Origin of the sequence: Sutcliffiella cohnii, from assembly GCF_002250055.1 — a bacterium.
Taxonomy (GTDB): Bacteria; Bacillota; Bacilli; order Bacillales; family Bacillaceae_I; genus Sutcliffiella; species Sutcliffiella cohnii.
In genome coordinates, this window is record NZ_CP018866.1 from 2,616,786 (window position 1) to 2,632,844 (window position 16,059).

The following is a 16,059-nucleotide window of genomic DNA, read 5'->3' on the forward strand; positions in this document are numbered from 1 at the left end:
CCTTAAACATATGGCGACACCCTTAGAAATATCTCGTATTTCTTTAAAAGGTTAAGCTGATTCTTCTGTATGTGATGTTTTAGTAGTGTCTACTTCTTTTTCTCCATGCGCATGCTCTTTTCCTGGCAATACTTGGTTTAATACAATACCGATGATCGCTGCAAGCGCCATAGATGGAACCGTAATGTTTTCTCCTATTTGTAGGAACGCTCCTCCTACACCAACTATTGTTATAACGGATGAGATAATAAGGTTTCTATTTTCTCCTAAGTCTACTTTATTATCAATAAGCATTCTTAGACCACTTGATGCAATTATTCCGAATAGTAGTATGGATACGCCCCCCATTACTGCAGTTGGAATTGTACTAATTAACGCTGATACTTTTCCTACAAACCCGAAGCAAATCGCCAACACTGCTGCTCCACCTACTACGAACACACTGAATACTCTTGTTATTGCTAGCACACCAATGTTTTCACCGTACGTAGTATTTGGTGGTCCACCTATTAATGATGCGATTATCGTTGCAACACCATCTCCAGCAATGGAGCGGTGTAAACCTGGTTGTTTCACGAAATTTTTACCTGTAACTTTACTTAAGACCATTTGGTCACCGATGTGTTCTGCAATCGTTACGATCGCGACAGGAACCATGATTGCAACTATAGCCATTGATACACTTGGTGTATATGAAGCGAATGGAATCATGAACTCTGGGGCTTGAATCCATTTCGCATCTAGCACTGGTTGGAAGTTAACAATTCCGAAAAGGTACGCTGTAATATATCCACCAACTATTCCGATTAAGATAGGAATGATTTTGAAAAATCCTTTTAAGAAGATTGTTGAAAAGATTGTAATTGCTAATGTTATTAATGCTACTGAAATGTGCGTGAAACTATATTCTAATTCTGCTGCACCTGGATTTACGTACATTGAGTTATTAATTGCTACACCAGCTAAGCCTAATCCAATTACGATTATAACTGGACCAACTACTACAGGCGGCAACAAACCTAGTAACCAATCTACTCCAAAACTCTTTATTAGTAGTGCAACAATACCGTAAACAACTCCTGCTAAAAACGTTCCAACCATCGCTGCTCCAGGTTCTCCTAGTGCGTTCGCTGAAATGATTGGGGCAATAAACGCGAAGGATGATCCTAAATAAGCTGGTATTTGCCCTCTCGTAATTAGTAGATATGCTAACGTTCCTAATCCACTAGATACTAGCGCAACAGCCGGGCTTAATCCTGTTAATAGTGGTACTAAAACAGTAGCACCGAACATTGCAAATAAATGTTGTATACTAAACAATAGCCATTTTGATAGCTCTGGTTTTTCATGTACATCTAATACTGGTTTTTGATTCATAATAATTCCTCCTAGTTTAAAAATTCGTATAAAAAAACCTCTTTGTGAGCGCACAAAGAGGTACTAAGAAACAGTAGACTTCAGCCGAAAAGAAGCCTAGTTTTCTCCGTAATCCCCCTTTGATAGCCTCACAGGACTTCATTTAAAGGGTCCGTATTTATTTTTCATATATACTTACTTGATCTATTTCATCTTTTTCTTCTAATTCAACTACAATTTTTTCTGAGCTTGCCGTAGGAATGTTTTTCCCAACAAAATCAGCCCTTATCGGTAATTCGCGATGACCACGATCAACTAAAACCGCTAATTGAATTTGGGCTGGTCTTCCGATATCCATTAAAGCGTCTAATCCTGCGCGAACAGTCCTTCCAGTAAATAGGACATCATCTACTAATATTACTTTTTTATTCGTAATATCAAGTGGAATGTTAGACCCCTTTACTAAAGGTTCCGCATCTTTCGTTTTTTTCGTTAAATCATCTCGATATAAAGTAATATCTAGTTCACCGACTGCAATTGTGGATTCCTCTATTTGAGATATTTTTTCAGCTAATCGCTTAGCTATATAAATACCTCTTGTCTTAATTCCAACAAGTACGCAATCTTCGATTCCTTTATTTTTCTCAATTATTTCATGCGCGATACGTGTGAGTGCTCTTCTAATCGCTTGTTCGTCTAAAACAATTGCTTTCTGCGCCACATTATCACCCCATTCTTATCATTTGCACCTTTGTAACGAAAAAACCTCTCACCTTATAGGATGAGAGGTTTAGTTGGCAGAATGAAATAGACTAGAAAAGTCTAGCTTCTGCATACCGTTACCTTCTCAGCCTCACGGGACTAATTTTAAAGGTCTATCTTGTTAAATTGATTATGACAAATTTCGCAAGAGTTGTCAACGATTTTTTATGAATTTTAAAGCATCATTAAATTCAGGTGGAGTTGGTGCTGTCAACTCTATATATTCATTCGTCCTTGGATGATTAAAACCTAAAACGCCTGCATGAAGAGCTTGCCCGTTAATGTCCAATGTTTTTCTTGGTCCATACTTTGGATCCCCAACTAATGGATAACCAATATATTTCATATGCACACGAATTTGGTGGGTTCTACCTGTTTCTAATTGACATTCCACATGTGTGAAGTCTTTATAACGCTCTATCACTTTAAAATGCGTAACAGCATGTCTACTATTTTCATCTGTAACAGTCATACTTTGACGATCCTTCTTATCTCGCCCAATCGGAGCGTCAATTGTTCCGACGTCATGTGCAATTACTCCGTGAACTAATGCTTCATATTTTCTCGTCACTGTTTTAGCAACTAGCTGTTCTACTAATTTTTCATGAGCCATGTCATTTTTAGCAACCATTAATAGTCCAGACGTATCTTTATCGATTCGATGAACAATTCCTGGGCGCAGTTCACCATTTATGCCGGATAAATCTTTGCAGTGAGCCATTAGTGCATTTACAAGTGTTCCTGTCGTATGCCCTGCTGCTGGATGGACAACCATTCCTTTAGGTTTATTCACTACAATAACATCACTGTCTTCATAATAAATATCTAGAGGTATATCTTCTGGTAAAATATCTACTTCTATTGCTTCTGGGACGGTAACTTGAATTTCATCACCTATAGAAACTTTATAGTTCGATTTTACTTTCTGTCCGTTTACAAGCACATGTCCTTCTTTAATCCATTGTTGTACTTGCGTACGTGACCATTCACTTTCAGAAATTACTTTATCAAGCCGTTCATTCTTTTTTGTCTCATCTATGATGATGGTTAATGTTTCTTCCATTATTTTGATAGCTCCTTCTCTTTCTTACCTTCTAAGAGTGTTAATACTAAAACAATCCCTACGCCAACTACTAACGCTGAATCTGCTACATTAAAAATTGGGAAGTCATAAGTGAAAATGTATGTATTAACAAAATCCACAACTTCCTTTCGGAATAAACGATCAATAAAATTACCGATTGCTCCACCTAACATTAATGAAAGAGCAATTCCAAAAATCTTTTGGTCTTTTGGTAATTTCATTATGTAATAAATTAAGCCTATTACAACAATAAGTGTTACGATGTAGAAAAAGGTCATTTGACCAGCAAGTATCCCCCAAGCAGCACCTGGGTTTCGATGTGATGTTATGTATAAAAAGTTTTCGATAATAGTTATACTTTCACCAATTTGCATGTTTTTTACTACAAGCCATTTTGTTAATTGGTCTAATGCTATTATAAATAAAGCGATTAAAAAATAGATCACGCTAGTTCCTCCACCCCGTCTTATATATACTTAAGAATTATATCAAAACAGGTTGGGAATTGACAATTTTATTTGGAATAGTTGTTGTCTACCCTGAAAACTGTCCTGTTTAGTACATTAACATTTCAATTTAGACAACATTGATTATTGTTAAAAGTATTAACCTAGTCCGTTTCACTTCTCTGCAGGTACTCGCTTTCCGCGGGCGTGGCTTGAGCCTCCTCCTTCGCTACGCTACGTGCGGGGTCTCAAGTCTCACGCTACTCCCGCAGGAGTCTCGCACCTTCCGCTCCGTTCCACTCTAGGTTCTTGACCTTTGGAGGAAAAAACATTATAGCAGTTCAAAATACAAACCACCTATTTTCATTCGCATGGTGTATGTTTTTACCTATATGGGTTCGAATAAAATTAAAAAAAGTGCTCTTCAAGGACTAATCCAATGAAGAGCACCGGTTTGTTAATTGTTAGTTGTATAGTTTTCTTTTACTACACTTGCACAACGCGGGCAAAGTGTTGGGTGGTCTTTATCTTCACCTACTGTTGTTGTTACTGTCCAACAGCGTTCACAAGTTTCTCCTTCGGCTGGTGCAATCTCAATAGCAACATTTTCAAATTGTTGAGCTGATTCAGGTGCTTCATTTTTAATTGAAGTAGAGATTGTTAAACCGGAAACGATAAAGATTTGTTGAACACTTTCTTCAATAGACTGAAGTAAGTTTTTCGTCGTTTCTGTTGGATAAAGTGTTACATGCGCATTAAGTGATTTACCGATGACTTTTTCGTTTCTAGCTACTTCCAATGCTTTTAGTACATCGTCTCTTAGCGTCATAAACGCATCCCATTTTTCTTCAATTGCTTTTGCATTATTAACTGGGATTGTTGTTGGCATATCAACTAATTGCACGCTTTCTTCTTCCACAAACGAAATATGTCCCCATACCTCATCGGCAGTGTGAGGTAAAATAGGAGTTACTAGCTTTGTTAAAGCAAGTAACGTTTCGTATAGTACTGTTTGAATGGAACGACGAGCATGATCGTCAGTTGCTTCAATGTATAAAATATCTTTTGCAAAATCTAAATAGAAGGAGCTTAGTTCAATTGTACAGAAATTATGAACTGCGTGATAAATACTAGCAAATTCATATTCTTCATATGCATTTTTAACTTTATCTGTTAAGTTGTTAAGTTTCACTAACATGTAACGATCTACTTCTCGCAACTGTTCAACCTCTACTTTATTTACTGCTGGGTTAAAGTCAGCGAGGTTACCTAATAAGAATCGGAATGTATTACGGATTTTACGATACACTTCTGTCACTTGTTTTAAAATATTATCTGATACACGTACATCTGCTTGATAGTCAACAGATGCAACCCATAGACGTAAAATATCCGCACCTAATTGATTCATGACTTTAGATGGAACAACTACATTCCCTAATGATTTACTCATCTTTCTACCTTCACCATCTAGTGCGAAACCGTGACTTAAAACTCCTTTATATGGGGCTTTCCCTGTTACAGCAACGCCTGTTGATAAGGAAGAGTTAAACCAACCACGATATTGATCAGAACCTTCTAAATAAAGGTCGGCAGGACGTTGTAAATCATCTCTTTCTTCTAATACAGCTTGGTGGGAAGACCCTGAATCGAACCATACATCCATAATGTCTGTTTCTTTCGTAAACTGGCCGTTTGGGCTACCTTTATGCGTGAATCCAGCTGGTAATAAATCTTTCGCCTCTTTTTCAAACCAAATGTTTGAACCATGTTCTCTAAACAATTTAGATACATGCTCTATCGTTTCATCCGTTATAATCTCTTCGCCATTTTCAGCATAAAATACTGGAATCGGCACACCCCAAGCTCTTTGTCTAGAAATACACCAATCTCCACGATCACGAACCATGTTGTATAATCGTGTTTCCCCCCATGCTGGTACCCATTTCGTATCGTTAATTGCTTGTAGTAACTCGCCACGAATTTTATCGATAGAAGCAAACCATTGCGCAGTTGCTCTGAAAATCGTTGGTTTTTTCGTACGCCAATCGTGTGGGTAAGAGTGTGTAATAAAGGTAAGGTTTAATAGTGCTCCAGCTTCCTTTAATTTTTCTGTAATTGGCTTATTTGCCTCATCATAAAATAACCCTTCAAAACCTACTGCTTCTTCAGTCATATATCCTTTAGCGTCAACTGGACATAAAACATCTAAACCATATTTTTGACCAACGATAAAATCGTCTTCCCCATGGCCAGGAGCAGTATGAACGCAGCCCGTACCTGATTCAGTTGTAACATGTTCTCCTAACATTACTAATGATGGACGATCATAAATTGGATGCTTCGCAACAACTTTATCAAGCTGTGCACCTTTTAACGTTTGAACTACTTCTGCATTTTCCCACTCTAATACATTCGTTACATTTTCTAAAAGAGCAGATGCAATTAAAAACTTCTCATCGTTCACTTTTACTACACTATAGTCTAACTCTGGATGAACAGAAATTCCTAGGTTAGCTGGAATAGTCCAAGGTGTTGTCGTCCAAATAATAATACGAACAGTCTCATCTAACACACCTTTTCCGTCCATAACTGGGAACGCAACATATATAGATGGTGAACGTTTATCCTGGTATTCAATTTCTGCTTCAGCTAATGCAGACTCACTAGATGGAGACCAATAAACAGGCTTTAGGCCTTTATAAATTAATTCCTTTTTTGCCATTTCTCCGAAAACCTTAATTTGTTGTGCTTCGTATTCTGGCTTTAATGTGATATAAGGGTTAAACCAGTCACCACGTACACCTAGACGCATGAACTGCTCTCTTTGTCTTTCTATTTGATCATAGGCATATTCTTCACATAACTTTCTAAAGTCGGCAACTGACATTTCTTTACGTTTTACTTTTTTGTTCTTTGTTAAAGCAGTTTCAATCGGTAACCCGTGCGTATCCCATCCTGGGACGTACGGTGCATGGTAACCGTTCATCGATTTAAAGCGGACAATGATGTCTTTAATAATTTTATTTAAAGCATGCCCCATATGAATGTCTCCATTTGCATACGGTGGTCCGTCATGTAAAACGAACATCGGGCGCCCTTTCGTTCTTTCTTGTACTTTTTCATAAATGTTCATTTCTGCCCATTTTTCTTGAATTTGCGGCTCTTTATTTGGTAAATTTCCTCTCATCGGAAATTCCGTTTTTGGCATGAGTAACGTATCTTTATACTCCATTTTCTTTCCTCCAACTTGTTTACTTTATAAAATAAAAAGGGAGCTCTCTCATCCCTAGAAAGGGACGAGAGAAACTCCCGTGGTACCACCCTAAATTGACTAATACATATTAGTCCACTTAAATCATTCGTAACGTGAATGAATCGGCATCTTTTACTCCCATGACAGTTTCAAATTTGCACTCAAGGGGGATCTTCATTTTTCCTAATTATATCGAGCTTCCACCATCCTCGATTCGCTTTTATAATTTTGTGAAAAAACTACTGTCCCTATCTACGTTTTATTAAATATTAATAAGTGATTTTGTTAGGTATTATACATAATTTTAAGATTGAAAGTCAAGTTTATACTCGATTTTCTTCTAATTCTTTATCTTTTTGTTCGTATTCCATTAGGTGATCCCAATCATTCATTTGAATCATTTCCAATTGCGCTTCAATCAACATTCTAAAACGGTTACGGAACACTTTAGACTGTTTCTTTAACTCATCGATTTCTGTTTGAATTTTTCTAGATTTTATTAATGCTTCGTTTATAATACGATCTGCATTTTTTTCTGCTTCTTTAATAATTAATTTGGCCTCTTTTTGCGCATTACTTTTTACATCTTCTGCTGTTTCTTGTGCCACGAGAATAGATTTATTTAATGTTTGTTCAATTGAACTAAAGTGAGAAAGTCGTTCATTCAATTCTTTCGTTTTTTCTTCAAGCTCTTTCTTTTCACGAATAATCATCTCATAATCTTTAATAACTTGGTCTAAAAATTCATTTACTTCATCTTCATCATATCCACGAAAGGCTTTACTAAATTCTTTATTATGAATATCAAGTGGTGTTAACGGCATTAGAAGCCACCTCCATTTATAGATCGATCATGTTGCTTTGTAATATTCGACAATTACAGACGAAATCCTTCTTTTTCAAGCATTTATTTTCGTTTTCCAAAAATAAGCCGCCATTTATCTTTTTTCGTTTTACCTTCAAGGGAAATTAGCTTACATCGACCATATCCTCTAACCGATATAACATCTCCTTCTTGACAGTCAAAAGACGGCTGCTCCACCAGTCTCCAATTAACTTTTACTTTGGAGCCTTCTACTAATAATTTTGCTTTTTGTCTAGCCATATTATAAATTGACGCTACGATTACATCTAGTCTAGTTGATGTAATCGTAGTTGTAGATTCTTCCCAGTTTTCTTTTACAGAACTAATGTTTTCTAAAGGGATTAAGCGTAGAGAAACAGATGCTCTACCTATTTCTTTTAATTGCAGTTCAACAAAAGAACTTATTTCTTCTGCGACTACAATTTGGATACGATCTTCCTTAAATATGATATCCCCAAATTTACTTCTTTTTAAGCCTAAACTCATAAGTGAACCTAATATTTGTGGATGTTCTAATTTAATAAACTTACTTGCATAAGACAACTCAAATGCTTTTATATTGTAATCAGCATATGTAGGGTTAAAATAACTTGGATATAATAATGCTCGCTTTCTTTCTGCCCCTTCATTCCCACCGTGAAAGCCGACTTTTACTTCCTGATTTTCTCCTACCACTATTCGAACTATTTCTTGCTCTCTTGGATCTAAAAAATCTGTTAGTTTAGGAGCATACTGTTCTTCAACTGTTTCTTTCCATTCAAGGACTTGATCAATAAAATCATGTTCCTCTTGTCGAAAATGTTGATAAATATTCATTGTTAAAGTATCCTATCTTTTTCGTATTAAAAATTATACTAAGCCAAGCATTCTAAATAACGATACTAGACCACTATAAGCAAAGCGTAGTGCTAAAATACCTACAATTGGAGAAATATCAATCATTCCTAGTGGTGGGATGATTCGACGAAACATATCTAAATATGGTTCACAAATTGTACCTAAAATTCTACCAAATGCCGACTCTCTTGCCCCTGGAAACCATGACAATAAGACGTAAATAATTAATGCAAAAGAATAGAACATAACTAATTGGCTTACGATGTATAAAATTAAACCCATAAACTTTTTACCACCTTTTTATTTCAGTATTGTTGGACTGATCATGTTGTAAAAATTCCGTGATGGACCCTGCAACATCAACTGTATCTGGTGTACATAAAAAAATGTTAATACCAACCTTTTGAATCTCACCACTTATTGCATAAACAGTCCCGCTTAAAAAATCAACAATTTGTCTAGCTTCTTCTTGATGAGCTCTTTGTAAATTAACAATTACTGCTCTTCTATTTTTCAAATGGTCAGCAATATCTGTAGCTTCTGAATAAGATTTTGGCTCCATTAATATGACTTTTGATGTTTTTTGGACACTTTGTAAACTAACAACATTACTTTGGCCGTTAGTTTGATGAATAGAAGACCGTGTTTTGCGAGGTTCTACTTCTTCTTCCTCATAAACTTCTTGTTCTATATATTCATATTCGTCATCTAATGCAAATAAACTTTTAATCTTTGTTTTAATACTCATTCATTAACACCCCCAAATTACGAATCTTCACCAACTAGTGCACTTCCTATTCGAATAAAAGTGGCACCTTCTTCTATTGCAATTGTATAATCATTAGACATACCCATTGACAACTCTGTACAAGGTGCATATGTTAAGTTAAGAGCTTGTACATCTAACTGTAATTTCTTTAGACTGCGAAAACACTCTCTAATAATCGCTTCGTCGTCTGTAAATGGTGCCATCGTCATTAGACCAACTACTTTAATGTTTGGATAAGAATGTAAATCTTTCATGAATGTTAATACGTCATTAGGATTTAACCCATGTTTAGAATCTTCTTGAGAAACATTCACTTGTACGAAGCACTTCACTTCACTATTAGCTCGATTATTTATTTCTTTCGCAAGGGACAAGCGATCTAAAGAATGAATGTAGTCTATCTCATTTATTATGTTTTTTACTTTTCGTGTCTGTAATGTACCAATAAAGTGCCATGTTGCAGCCTCCTGTATAGTTGCCCATTTTTCACGAAATCCTTCATCTCTATTTTCACCTAAATGTGTAACACCAGCACTTATGGCTTCTTTTGCCCTATCATTACTAACATATTTCGTAACAGCAATAATCGTTATGTCAGATTCATTTCTATTTACTTTTTCACATGTTGATTTTATTTTTCCTCGGATGTTTTCGAGATTTTGTTTCACAGACAAATTATTGCTCCTCCTTTAAACCGATAAAGCTTAACATCCTTCCTGTTTTTCCTTCGTCCCGTCGATGAGAGAAGAACAAATCATCATTACAGCTAGTGCAATATGAACTTACTATTATATTCTCTTTCTTTATACCCACTTGCAACAACAATGCTTCGTTTAAACGTTGCAAGTGTAATTTATATTGGCCAGTTTCTATTTCTGACCAGATAGAATCAACTGGCTTGTCTCCTATTAATTGCTTCACTTTATCCATAACATAATCATTAACGACATAACAACAGGAAGAAATAGCAGGTCCGATTGCCACTTTAATATTTTCTACTTTTATTCCTTCCTCCAACCATGCTTCAATCATTTTTTTGCCGATTTCATTTACAGTACCTTTCCAACCAGCATGTGCGACACCAATCATTTCATCAGGTTCGGACCAGAAATAAATAGGTACACAATCTGCATAGCATAACGTAAGTAAAATGTTTTTCTTTTTGGTGTAAATTCCATCTGTTCCTTTAATAGAACTAGAATAATTAAATAAACCAGACCCTTTATGCTGAGCATGAACTTTCACAATATTATTACTATGAATTTGTTCACAAGCAACCCAATCTTTTGTATCCCATTGAAGTTGAGTAGAGAGGGCTTCTTTATTTTTCTTTACATCTTCATCAGAGTCATTCACATGTAAGCCTAAGTTTAATGAAGAAAAATATCCTTGACTGAACCCACCATTTTTTGTTGAGAAGCCAACTGTTAAGGTACTGTTTTCATTTTCCCACGGTATTATTGACAAATATGATTCTTTTTCTAGTTTAAAAGGTTCAGTCATTTTCACACCTCTAATTGTTACATATTCCTTCATATTGTACCATAATTCACCGTAAGTTTAAGAGTATTTTCAAATTTCGACTTCCTTATTCCTCAATTTCTTCATATTTTGTTTGATGTCTAACTAAAATAACGTCCGCTCCTATTTTCACAATATTTCTCCATGGAATAATAATTTCTTGTTCTTTATTGAATAGACCTAACATTTTTCCGGATCCGCTTACGATTATTGCTTCAATTTTTCCAGTAGTTAAATTAATATCAATATCCCCTATTGTTCCTAATCTTTTTCCTTCTGAAACGTTAACAACATCTTTTATTTGAAATTCTGATATTTTAACCATTTTAGTTCCTCCTCATTCCTATCCCATTTTGCTTAAATACTGTTAGTCTATATATATGTTAATAATGCGCTGTTTCATGTACGAAATATATTGAAATTATGTAGAATGGTGACTCCTTTTAAAATTGCCGGAATTGCTTTCATAGGTGCATAATTTCACTTGCATGAGGGTCTACCATGAAAATAGCAGGGCAGTATTAAATTTGTCCGTTTCACTTCGCTTCAGGTGTTCGCTTTCCGCGGGGAGGGAGCTGAGCCTCCCTCGGGCTAAAGCCCTGTGGGGTCTCAGCCTTCCCTCTACTCCCGCAGGAGTCTCACACCTTCCGCTACGTTCCACTCTAGGTTCTTGACCTTGAGAGGAAAAGACAATATAGCAGTTCAAAATACAAGTCCCTATTTTCATACACCATGGTGCAAATTTAGCTTGCATGTGTGTCTACCATGAAAATAGCATGGTAGTAGTATGGTAGTCCGTTTCACTGCGCTGGAGGCCATGTGCTTGGTGGACCGTACCGCTTTCGTCTGTCGAACGGTCGACACTAGCACGTCCTGTGCGTCGTTGCGGGCGTTACTTTAGCCTGGTGCAAGATGTGCACCATATAATATGAAAAAACATCTTTTGGACTTGTCCAAAAGATGTTTTTTCTAACTTTGAATATTTTTATTCATTTGTTTAATAGCTGCTTTTTCTAGCCGAGAAACTTGCGCCTGGGATATTCCAATTTCTTCAGCAACTTCCATTTGCGTTTTGCCTTGAAAAAACCTTTTTCTTAAGATAAGTTTTTCCCGGTCATTTAGTCTTCTCATACCTTCTTTTAATGCAAGTTCTTCAATCCAATTAATATCTTTATTTTTCTCATCACTTAATTGATCCACTACAAAAATTGGATCCCCACCGTCATTGTAAATCGGTTCAAATAAAGAAACTGGATCTTGAATTGCATCTAATGCAAAAACAATTTCTTCATGTGGGACGTCTAATACTTTGGCAATTTCCTCAGCTGTTGGCTCTTTAGAAGTTTCACTTATTAACCGTTCTCTTACTTGTAAAGCTTTATAGGCAATATCCCTTAAAGATCTTGACACTCGAATAGGATTGTTGTCTCGTAAATACCGCCTAATTTCTCCGATAATCATCGGGACAGCATAAGTAGAAAAACGAACGTTCTGACCTAGATCAAAATTATCAATTGATTTCATTAAGCCAATACAGCCAACTTGGAATAAGTCGTCCACATATTCACCACGGTTATTAAATCGTTGTATAACACTTAAAACTAGACGTAAATTTCCATTTACAAGTTTTTCCCGTGCTGAGTCATCTCCGCTTTGCATTTGTTTAAAGAGTTTCCGCATTTCTTCATTTTTTAAGACAGGAAGCTTTGATGTATCTACTCCGCAAATTTCAACTTTGTTACGTGACATTCCTTCCCCTCCTAACAGGAGTTGCTGTTCAAAGTTAAGTATCTCCTTCAGAGGGAAAATTATGCACATATACAATTTTTGCAATTCTGACAACTACTGGGAATCCTTGTAAATATTATGTTTGTTGCTAAAAATTTTTTTTACACCATTTTATTAAATTCTTTTCTTAATCTTTTAATAATTCTTTTCTCTAAACGAGAAATATATGACTGTGATATACCAAGCATATCTGCAACATCTTTTTGTGTTTTTTCTTCTCCACCTATTAAACCAAAACGCAGCTCCATTATTTGCTTCTCACGATCATTGAGCTGTTCTAACGCTTTTAACAATAACTTTCTATCGACGTTTGCTTCTAAATCTTTCGTAATGATGTCTTCTTCTGTTCCTAAAACGTCGGATAACAATAGCTCATTACCATCCCAATCAATATTTAAAGGTTCATCAAATGAAACTTCAGATCGTATTTTATTGTTTCTTCTTAAATACATTAAAATTTCGTTTTCAATACATCTTGAAGCGTACGTTGCAAGTTTAATTTTCTTTTCAGGATTAAACGTATTAACTGCTTTAATTAACCCAATCGTACCAATACTAATTAGGTCTTCTATATTGATACCTGTATTCTCAAATTTCCTGGCAATGTATACTACAAGTCGCAAGTTACGTTCAATAAGAATAGATCTGGCAGCTTGATCTCCATTTGGTAATTTAATTAATAAATGCTCTTCTTCTTCTTTAGATAGTGGAGGTGGTAATGCTTCGCTCCCACCAATATAGTACACTTCATCCGTTTTAATTTTAAGTTTAATTAATAATTTATACCAAAAATACGTAATTTTTATTTTCCATTTACCCATTTACAACTTCCTCCTTTTAGCAGATATAATGTTGATGCTTTCTATTTTTAAGATACATTTTTACTTTCCGTTCCGTTCAGCATTGTTGGATGTAGGATACAGTTATAATCTCCTTCAGAAGAAAGGGGCGTTTTCGTTAAACCAACTAAAAATTTATGTACTTCATATGTTAATCCATCATGGTGAATGATAGCTTTATCTGGTTTAATAGCTATCATTATTGTAGAATCCTTACCAACTGCTCTAAAAGGAATCATCCGAATACGGTTGAGCCATTTCCCCTCTTCTGGAAAAGTTGGCCAATTACCGATCTGGTCTAAAGCCTCCATAGCTTGAAAGATTTCTTTCGGTACGAATTGTGTATCCTCTGAAACTTGTAATATCATTACAGGTGATTTTGTAATCGGATCTTGAAGTTGGTTTCCACTATCAATCAAACCTTTTAGTTCAATTTCTTCTTCTTCAATCTTTAATAAAACAGATGCCAATTGATCATATTTATATTTTCTAGATTCCACTAATGTAGACTGACTCCGTGAAAGGTATAGTACAATCGGAAAACCGATTATGACAAAGAGCCATGAAATAGGATCTCCCATTCCTTCTGTTAAGGTAAGAATGGCCTCTTTCGCGAATGTTTGATCTACTTGAATAAAATAGTGGACACCGATCATTCCACCACCTGCAGCAAATGTAGTAATATAGAAAACTAATAAATTTTCAAACGTATATCGAAACCGTTTAAAACCAAACGATATTAAAATCATCGCAACAGAGAATGCCAGTTTTACTAAAGTGTGAGTAACAATAGCTTGAAGAGATGTAAACATTAATACAACAATTAATGAACCGATAAATGCACCTAAAACTAAACGCCACGTTGCAGTTTGTCTTTTTAAAACTATTGCTGTAATTTTTAGGAGCAAAAAATCAAATGTAAAATTTAAAAACCAAATTGCATCTAAATAAACAGTCAAAATAGTCCCTCTTTTATTCAATAGTTTTTTTCACGAAGTTCTTTACCACATCCAGTTCACTACCTTTTTTCACTTGCAATTAGTATATAGTACACACTATTAGAAAGTCTGTCAGTTTATGCCGATAGTAGAAAACAATTTTTTGAGGATTCTTTTCGGATTTTGTCATGAAATGATGGCTTTATGGAGGAATTGTAGATGTTCTGCCAAAAGCAAATACACGTTCGTAGTCTTACCTGAAATTGGGATGGAACGTTCTTTTAAATGTTAAATATTTGTTAATGAAAAACGGTTAATTGTGTTCAAGCTTCTCAACTTTAATAACAAAAGTTATGGCCTTTAGGACTCTACGTAAAGTAAAAAAAGAGAATGGTAAGCTAATAGCTATACCATCCTCTTAATGTTATCTACGTCTGTTTCTGTTTCGTAAAAACGTTGGAATATCTAATGTATCTTCAACTGGTTGAGTTGATTGAGAAGGACGTGAAGGTGCTTCTTGAACATGCTCCTCGCGTTTCACTTCTCTTTTAACAGTTGGTTGTTGTTGCTGCTTCGGTGCTCCAAAACTTGGTCGACTATTTTGATTGCCGCTACCAAGGTCAGTTTCTCTAAAGCCTGTCGCAATAACAGTAACTACTATTTCTTCTTTCAAGTTTTCGTTAATAACGGATCCGAAAATCATATTAACTTCTTCATCGGAAGCAGAAGCAACAATATCAGCAGCTTCTTGCACTTCGTATAAACTTAAGTTTGTTCCTCCAGTAATATTCATTAACACACCTTGAGCACCATCAATTGATTTCTCAAGTAATGGGGAGGAAATTGCTTTTTTAGCCGCTTCAGCAGCACGATTTTCCCCAGTTGCAACACCGATACCCATAAGGGCAGAACCTTTGTTTGACATAATAGTTTTAACGTCAGCAAAGTCTAAGTTAATTAATCCAGGAGTCGCAATTAAATCTGAAATACCTTGTACACCTTGTCGTAATACATTATCTGCTTCACGGAAAGCTTCTAACATTGGTGTATTTTTATCTACAATTTCTAAAAGTCGATCATTTGGAATAACAATTAGAGTGTCAACCGCCTCTTTCATAGCAGCAATTCCACCAGTAGCTTGCGTCTGACGCTTTCTACCTTCGAATGTAAATGGTCTAGTAACGACTCCAACCGTTAATGCTCCAAGGTCTTTGGCGATTTGAGCAATAACAGGCGCTGCACCAGTACCTGTTCCACCACCCATACCGGCTGTAACGAATACCATGTCTGCACCCTTTAGTGCTTCTTCAATTTGTTCTTTCGTCTCTTCAGCAGCTTTTTTACCCACTTCAGGATTAGCACCTGCACCTAACCCTCTAGTAAGTTTCCCACCTATTTGCATTTTCACTTCAGCTTTTGATAGATTAAGAGCTTGTGCATCTGTGTTTACCGCGATAAATTCTACTCCTTGTACACCGTGCTCAATCATTCGGTTTACAGCATTATTACCGCCTCCACCGACTCCTATTACTTTTATGGTAGCTAATTGATCGATACTAGTATCAAACTCCAACATGACTGATCCTCCTAATTCCAAA

At 35.8% G+C, this 16,059-nt stretch carries 16 protein-coding genes and 1 other annotated feature; all 16 genes read right to left on the reverse strand.

From position 1 onward, the window contains the following. Nucleotides 1-51: 51 nt before the first annotated feature. The 16 genes from BC6307_RS12970 to ftsZ all read right to left on the reverse strand — a co-directional run bounded on the left by BC6307_RS12970 (nt 52) and on the right by ftsZ (nt 16,037). Nucleotides 52-1,377 (reverse strand): solute carrier family 23 protein, encoded by a 1,326-nt coding sequence (locus tag BC6307_RS12970; protein WP_066420616.1) that lies wholly within the window; start codon nt 1,375-1,377, stop codon nt 52-54. Nucleotides 1,378-1,534: 157 nt separating this feature from the next. After that, complete coding sequence (gene pyrR, locus BC6307_RS12975) at nt 1,535-2,077, reverse strand: bifunctional pyr operon transcriptional regulator/uracil phosphoribosyltransferase PyrR (protein ID WP_066420618.1); 543 nt, start codon at nt 2,075-2,077, stop codon at nt 1,535-1,537. A 195-nt stretch (nt 2,078-2,272) separates the two neighbouring features. Further along, nucleotides 2,273-3,181 carry an RluA family pseudouridine synthase gene (locus tag BC6307_RS12980; protein WP_066420620.1) on the reverse strand — a complete coding sequence of 303 codons (909 nt, stop codon included), beginning with the start codon at nt 3,179-3,181 and terminating at the stop codon, nt 2,273-2,275. Continuing rightward, a complete protein-coding gene (gene lspA / locus BC6307_RS12985; protein ID WP_066420621.1) occupies nt 3,181-3,648 on the reverse strand; it encodes a signal peptidase II in 468 nt (155 codons plus the stop codon). The genes BC6307_RS12980 and lspA overlap by 1 nt, the downstream gene beginning before the upstream one ends. A gap of 457 nt (nt 3,649-4,105) precedes the next feature. Further along, complete coding sequence (ileS, locus tag BC6307_RS12990) at nt 4,106-6,883, reverse strand: isoleucine--tRNA ligase (protein WP_066417571.1); 2,778 nt, start codon at nt 6,881-6,883, stop codon at nt 4,106-4,108. A gap of 57 nt (nt 6,884-6,940) precedes the next feature. After that, nucleotides 6,941-7,168 (reverse strand) — a binding site (T-box leader). Nucleotides 7,169-7,227: 59 nt separating this feature from the next. Then, on the reverse strand, nt 7,228-7,728 hold the full coding sequence (locus tag BC6307_RS12995; RefSeq protein WP_066417574.1) for a DivIVA domain-containing protein: 501 nt from the start codon (nt 7,726-7,728) through the stop codon (nt 7,228-7,230). Between the two features lie 83 nt (nt 7,729-7,811). Continuing rightward, entirely contained in the window at nt 7,812-8,585 is a 774-nt protein-coding gene (locus BC6307_RS13000) for a YlmH family RNA-binding protein (RefSeq protein ID WP_066417577.1), read from the reverse strand. A 33-nt stretch (nt 8,586-8,618) separates the two neighbouring features. Next, a complete protein-coding gene (locus BC6307_RS13005; RefSeq protein WP_066417584.1) occupies nt 8,619-8,888 on the reverse strand; it encodes a YggT family protein in 270 nt (89 codons plus the stop codon). A gap of 7 nt (nt 8,889-8,895) precedes the next feature. After that, nucleotides 8,896-9,354, reverse strand: coding sequence for a cell division protein SepF (locus tag BC6307_RS13010; RefSeq protein ID WP_066417586.1), 459 nt, complete (start codon nt 9,352-9,354; stop codon nt 8,896-8,898). 17 nt (nt 9,355-9,371) lie between these two features. After that, a complete protein-coding gene (locus BC6307_RS13015; RefSeq protein ID WP_066417588.1) occupies nt 9,372-10,049 on the reverse strand; it encodes a YggS family pyridoxal phosphate-dependent enzyme in 678 nt (225 codons plus the stop codon). 1 nt (nt 10,050) lies between these two features. Continuing rightward, nucleotides 10,051-10,878, reverse strand: coding sequence for a peptidoglycan editing factor PgeF (gene pgeF / locus BC6307_RS13020; protein WP_066417591.1), 828 nt, complete (start codon nt 10,876-10,878; stop codon nt 10,051-10,053). A gap of 85 nt (nt 10,879-10,963) precedes the next feature. Beyond that, on the reverse strand, nt 10,964-11,221 hold the full coding sequence (locus BC6307_RS13025; protein WP_066417594.1) for a YlmC/YmxH family sporulation protein: 258 nt from the start codon (nt 11,219-11,221) through the stop codon (nt 10,964-10,966). Nucleotides 11,222-11,865: 644 nt separating this feature from the next. Beyond that, complete coding sequence (gene sigG / locus BC6307_RS13035) at nt 11,866-12,645, reverse strand: RNA polymerase sporulation sigma factor SigG (RefSeq protein ID WP_066417600.1); 780 nt, start codon at nt 12,643-12,645, stop codon at nt 11,866-11,868. Between the two features lie 140 nt (nt 12,646-12,785). Then, nucleotides 12,786-13,505 carry an RNA polymerase sporulation sigma factor SigE gene (sigE, locus tag BC6307_RS13040; RefSeq protein ID WP_066417603.1) on the reverse strand — a complete coding sequence of 240 codons (720 nt, stop codon included), beginning with the start codon at nt 13,503-13,505 and terminating at the stop codon, nt 12,786-12,788. A gap of 47 nt (nt 13,506-13,552) precedes the next feature. Further along, complete coding sequence (gene spoIIGA / locus BC6307_RS13045) at nt 13,553-14,482, reverse strand: sigma-E processing peptidase SpoIIGA (protein WP_066417605.1); 930 nt, start codon at nt 14,480-14,482, stop codon at nt 13,553-13,555. Between the two features lie 403 nt (nt 14,483-14,885). Next, complete coding sequence (gene ftsZ / locus BC6307_RS13050; RefSeq protein WP_066417608.1) at nt 14,886-16,037, reverse strand: cell division protein FtsZ; 1,152 nt, start codon at nt 16,035-16,037, stop codon at nt 14,886-14,888. Between the last annotated feature and the right edge of the window lie 22 nt (nt 16,038-16,059).

Coding starts and splice junctions, on each gene's coding strand:
- BC6307_RS12970 (WP_066420616.1), bottom strand. CDS start 1,377: ATGAATCAAAAACCAGTATTAGATGTACATGAAAAACCAGAGCTATCA.
- BC6307_RS12980 (WP_066420620.1), bottom strand. CDS start 3,181: ATGGAAGAAACATTAACCATCATCATAGATGAGACAAAAAAGAATGAA.
- ileS (WP_066417571.1), bottom strand. CDS start 6,883: ATGGAGTATAAAGATACGTTACTCATGCCAAAAACGGAATTTCCGATG.
- BC6307_RS12995 (WP_066417574.1), bottom strand. CDS start 7,728: ATGCCGTTAACACCACTTGATATTCATAATAAAGAATTTAGTAAAGCC.
- BC6307_RS13000 (WP_066417577.1), bottom strand. CDS start 8,585: ATGAATATTTATCAACATTTTCGACAAGAGGAACATGATTTTATTGAT.
- BC6307_RS13005 (WP_066417584.1), bottom strand. CDS start 8,888: ATGGGTTTAATTTTATACATCGTAAGCCAATTAGTTATGTTCTATTCT.
- BC6307_RS13010 (WP_066417586.1), bottom strand. CDS start 9,354: ATGAGTATTAAAACAAAGATTAAAAGTTTATTTGCATTAGATGACGAA.
- pgeF (WP_066417591.1), bottom strand. CDS start 10,878: ATGACTGAACCTTTTAAACTAGAAAAAGAATCATATTTGTCAATAATA.
- BC6307_RS13025 (WP_066417594.1), bottom strand. CDS start 11,221: ATGGTTAAAATATCAGAATTTCAAATAAAAGATGTTGTTAACGTTTCA.
- sigG (WP_066417600.1), bottom strand. CDS start 12,645: ATGTCACGTAACAAAGTTGAAATTTGCGGAGTAGATACATCAAAGCTT.
- sigE (WP_066417603.1), bottom strand. CDS start 13,505: ATGGGTAAATGGAAAATAAAAATTACGTATTTTTGGTATAAATTATTA.
- ftsZ (WP_066417608.1), bottom strand. CDS start 16,037: ATGTTGGAGTTTGATACTAGTATCGATCAATTAGCTACCATAAAAGTA.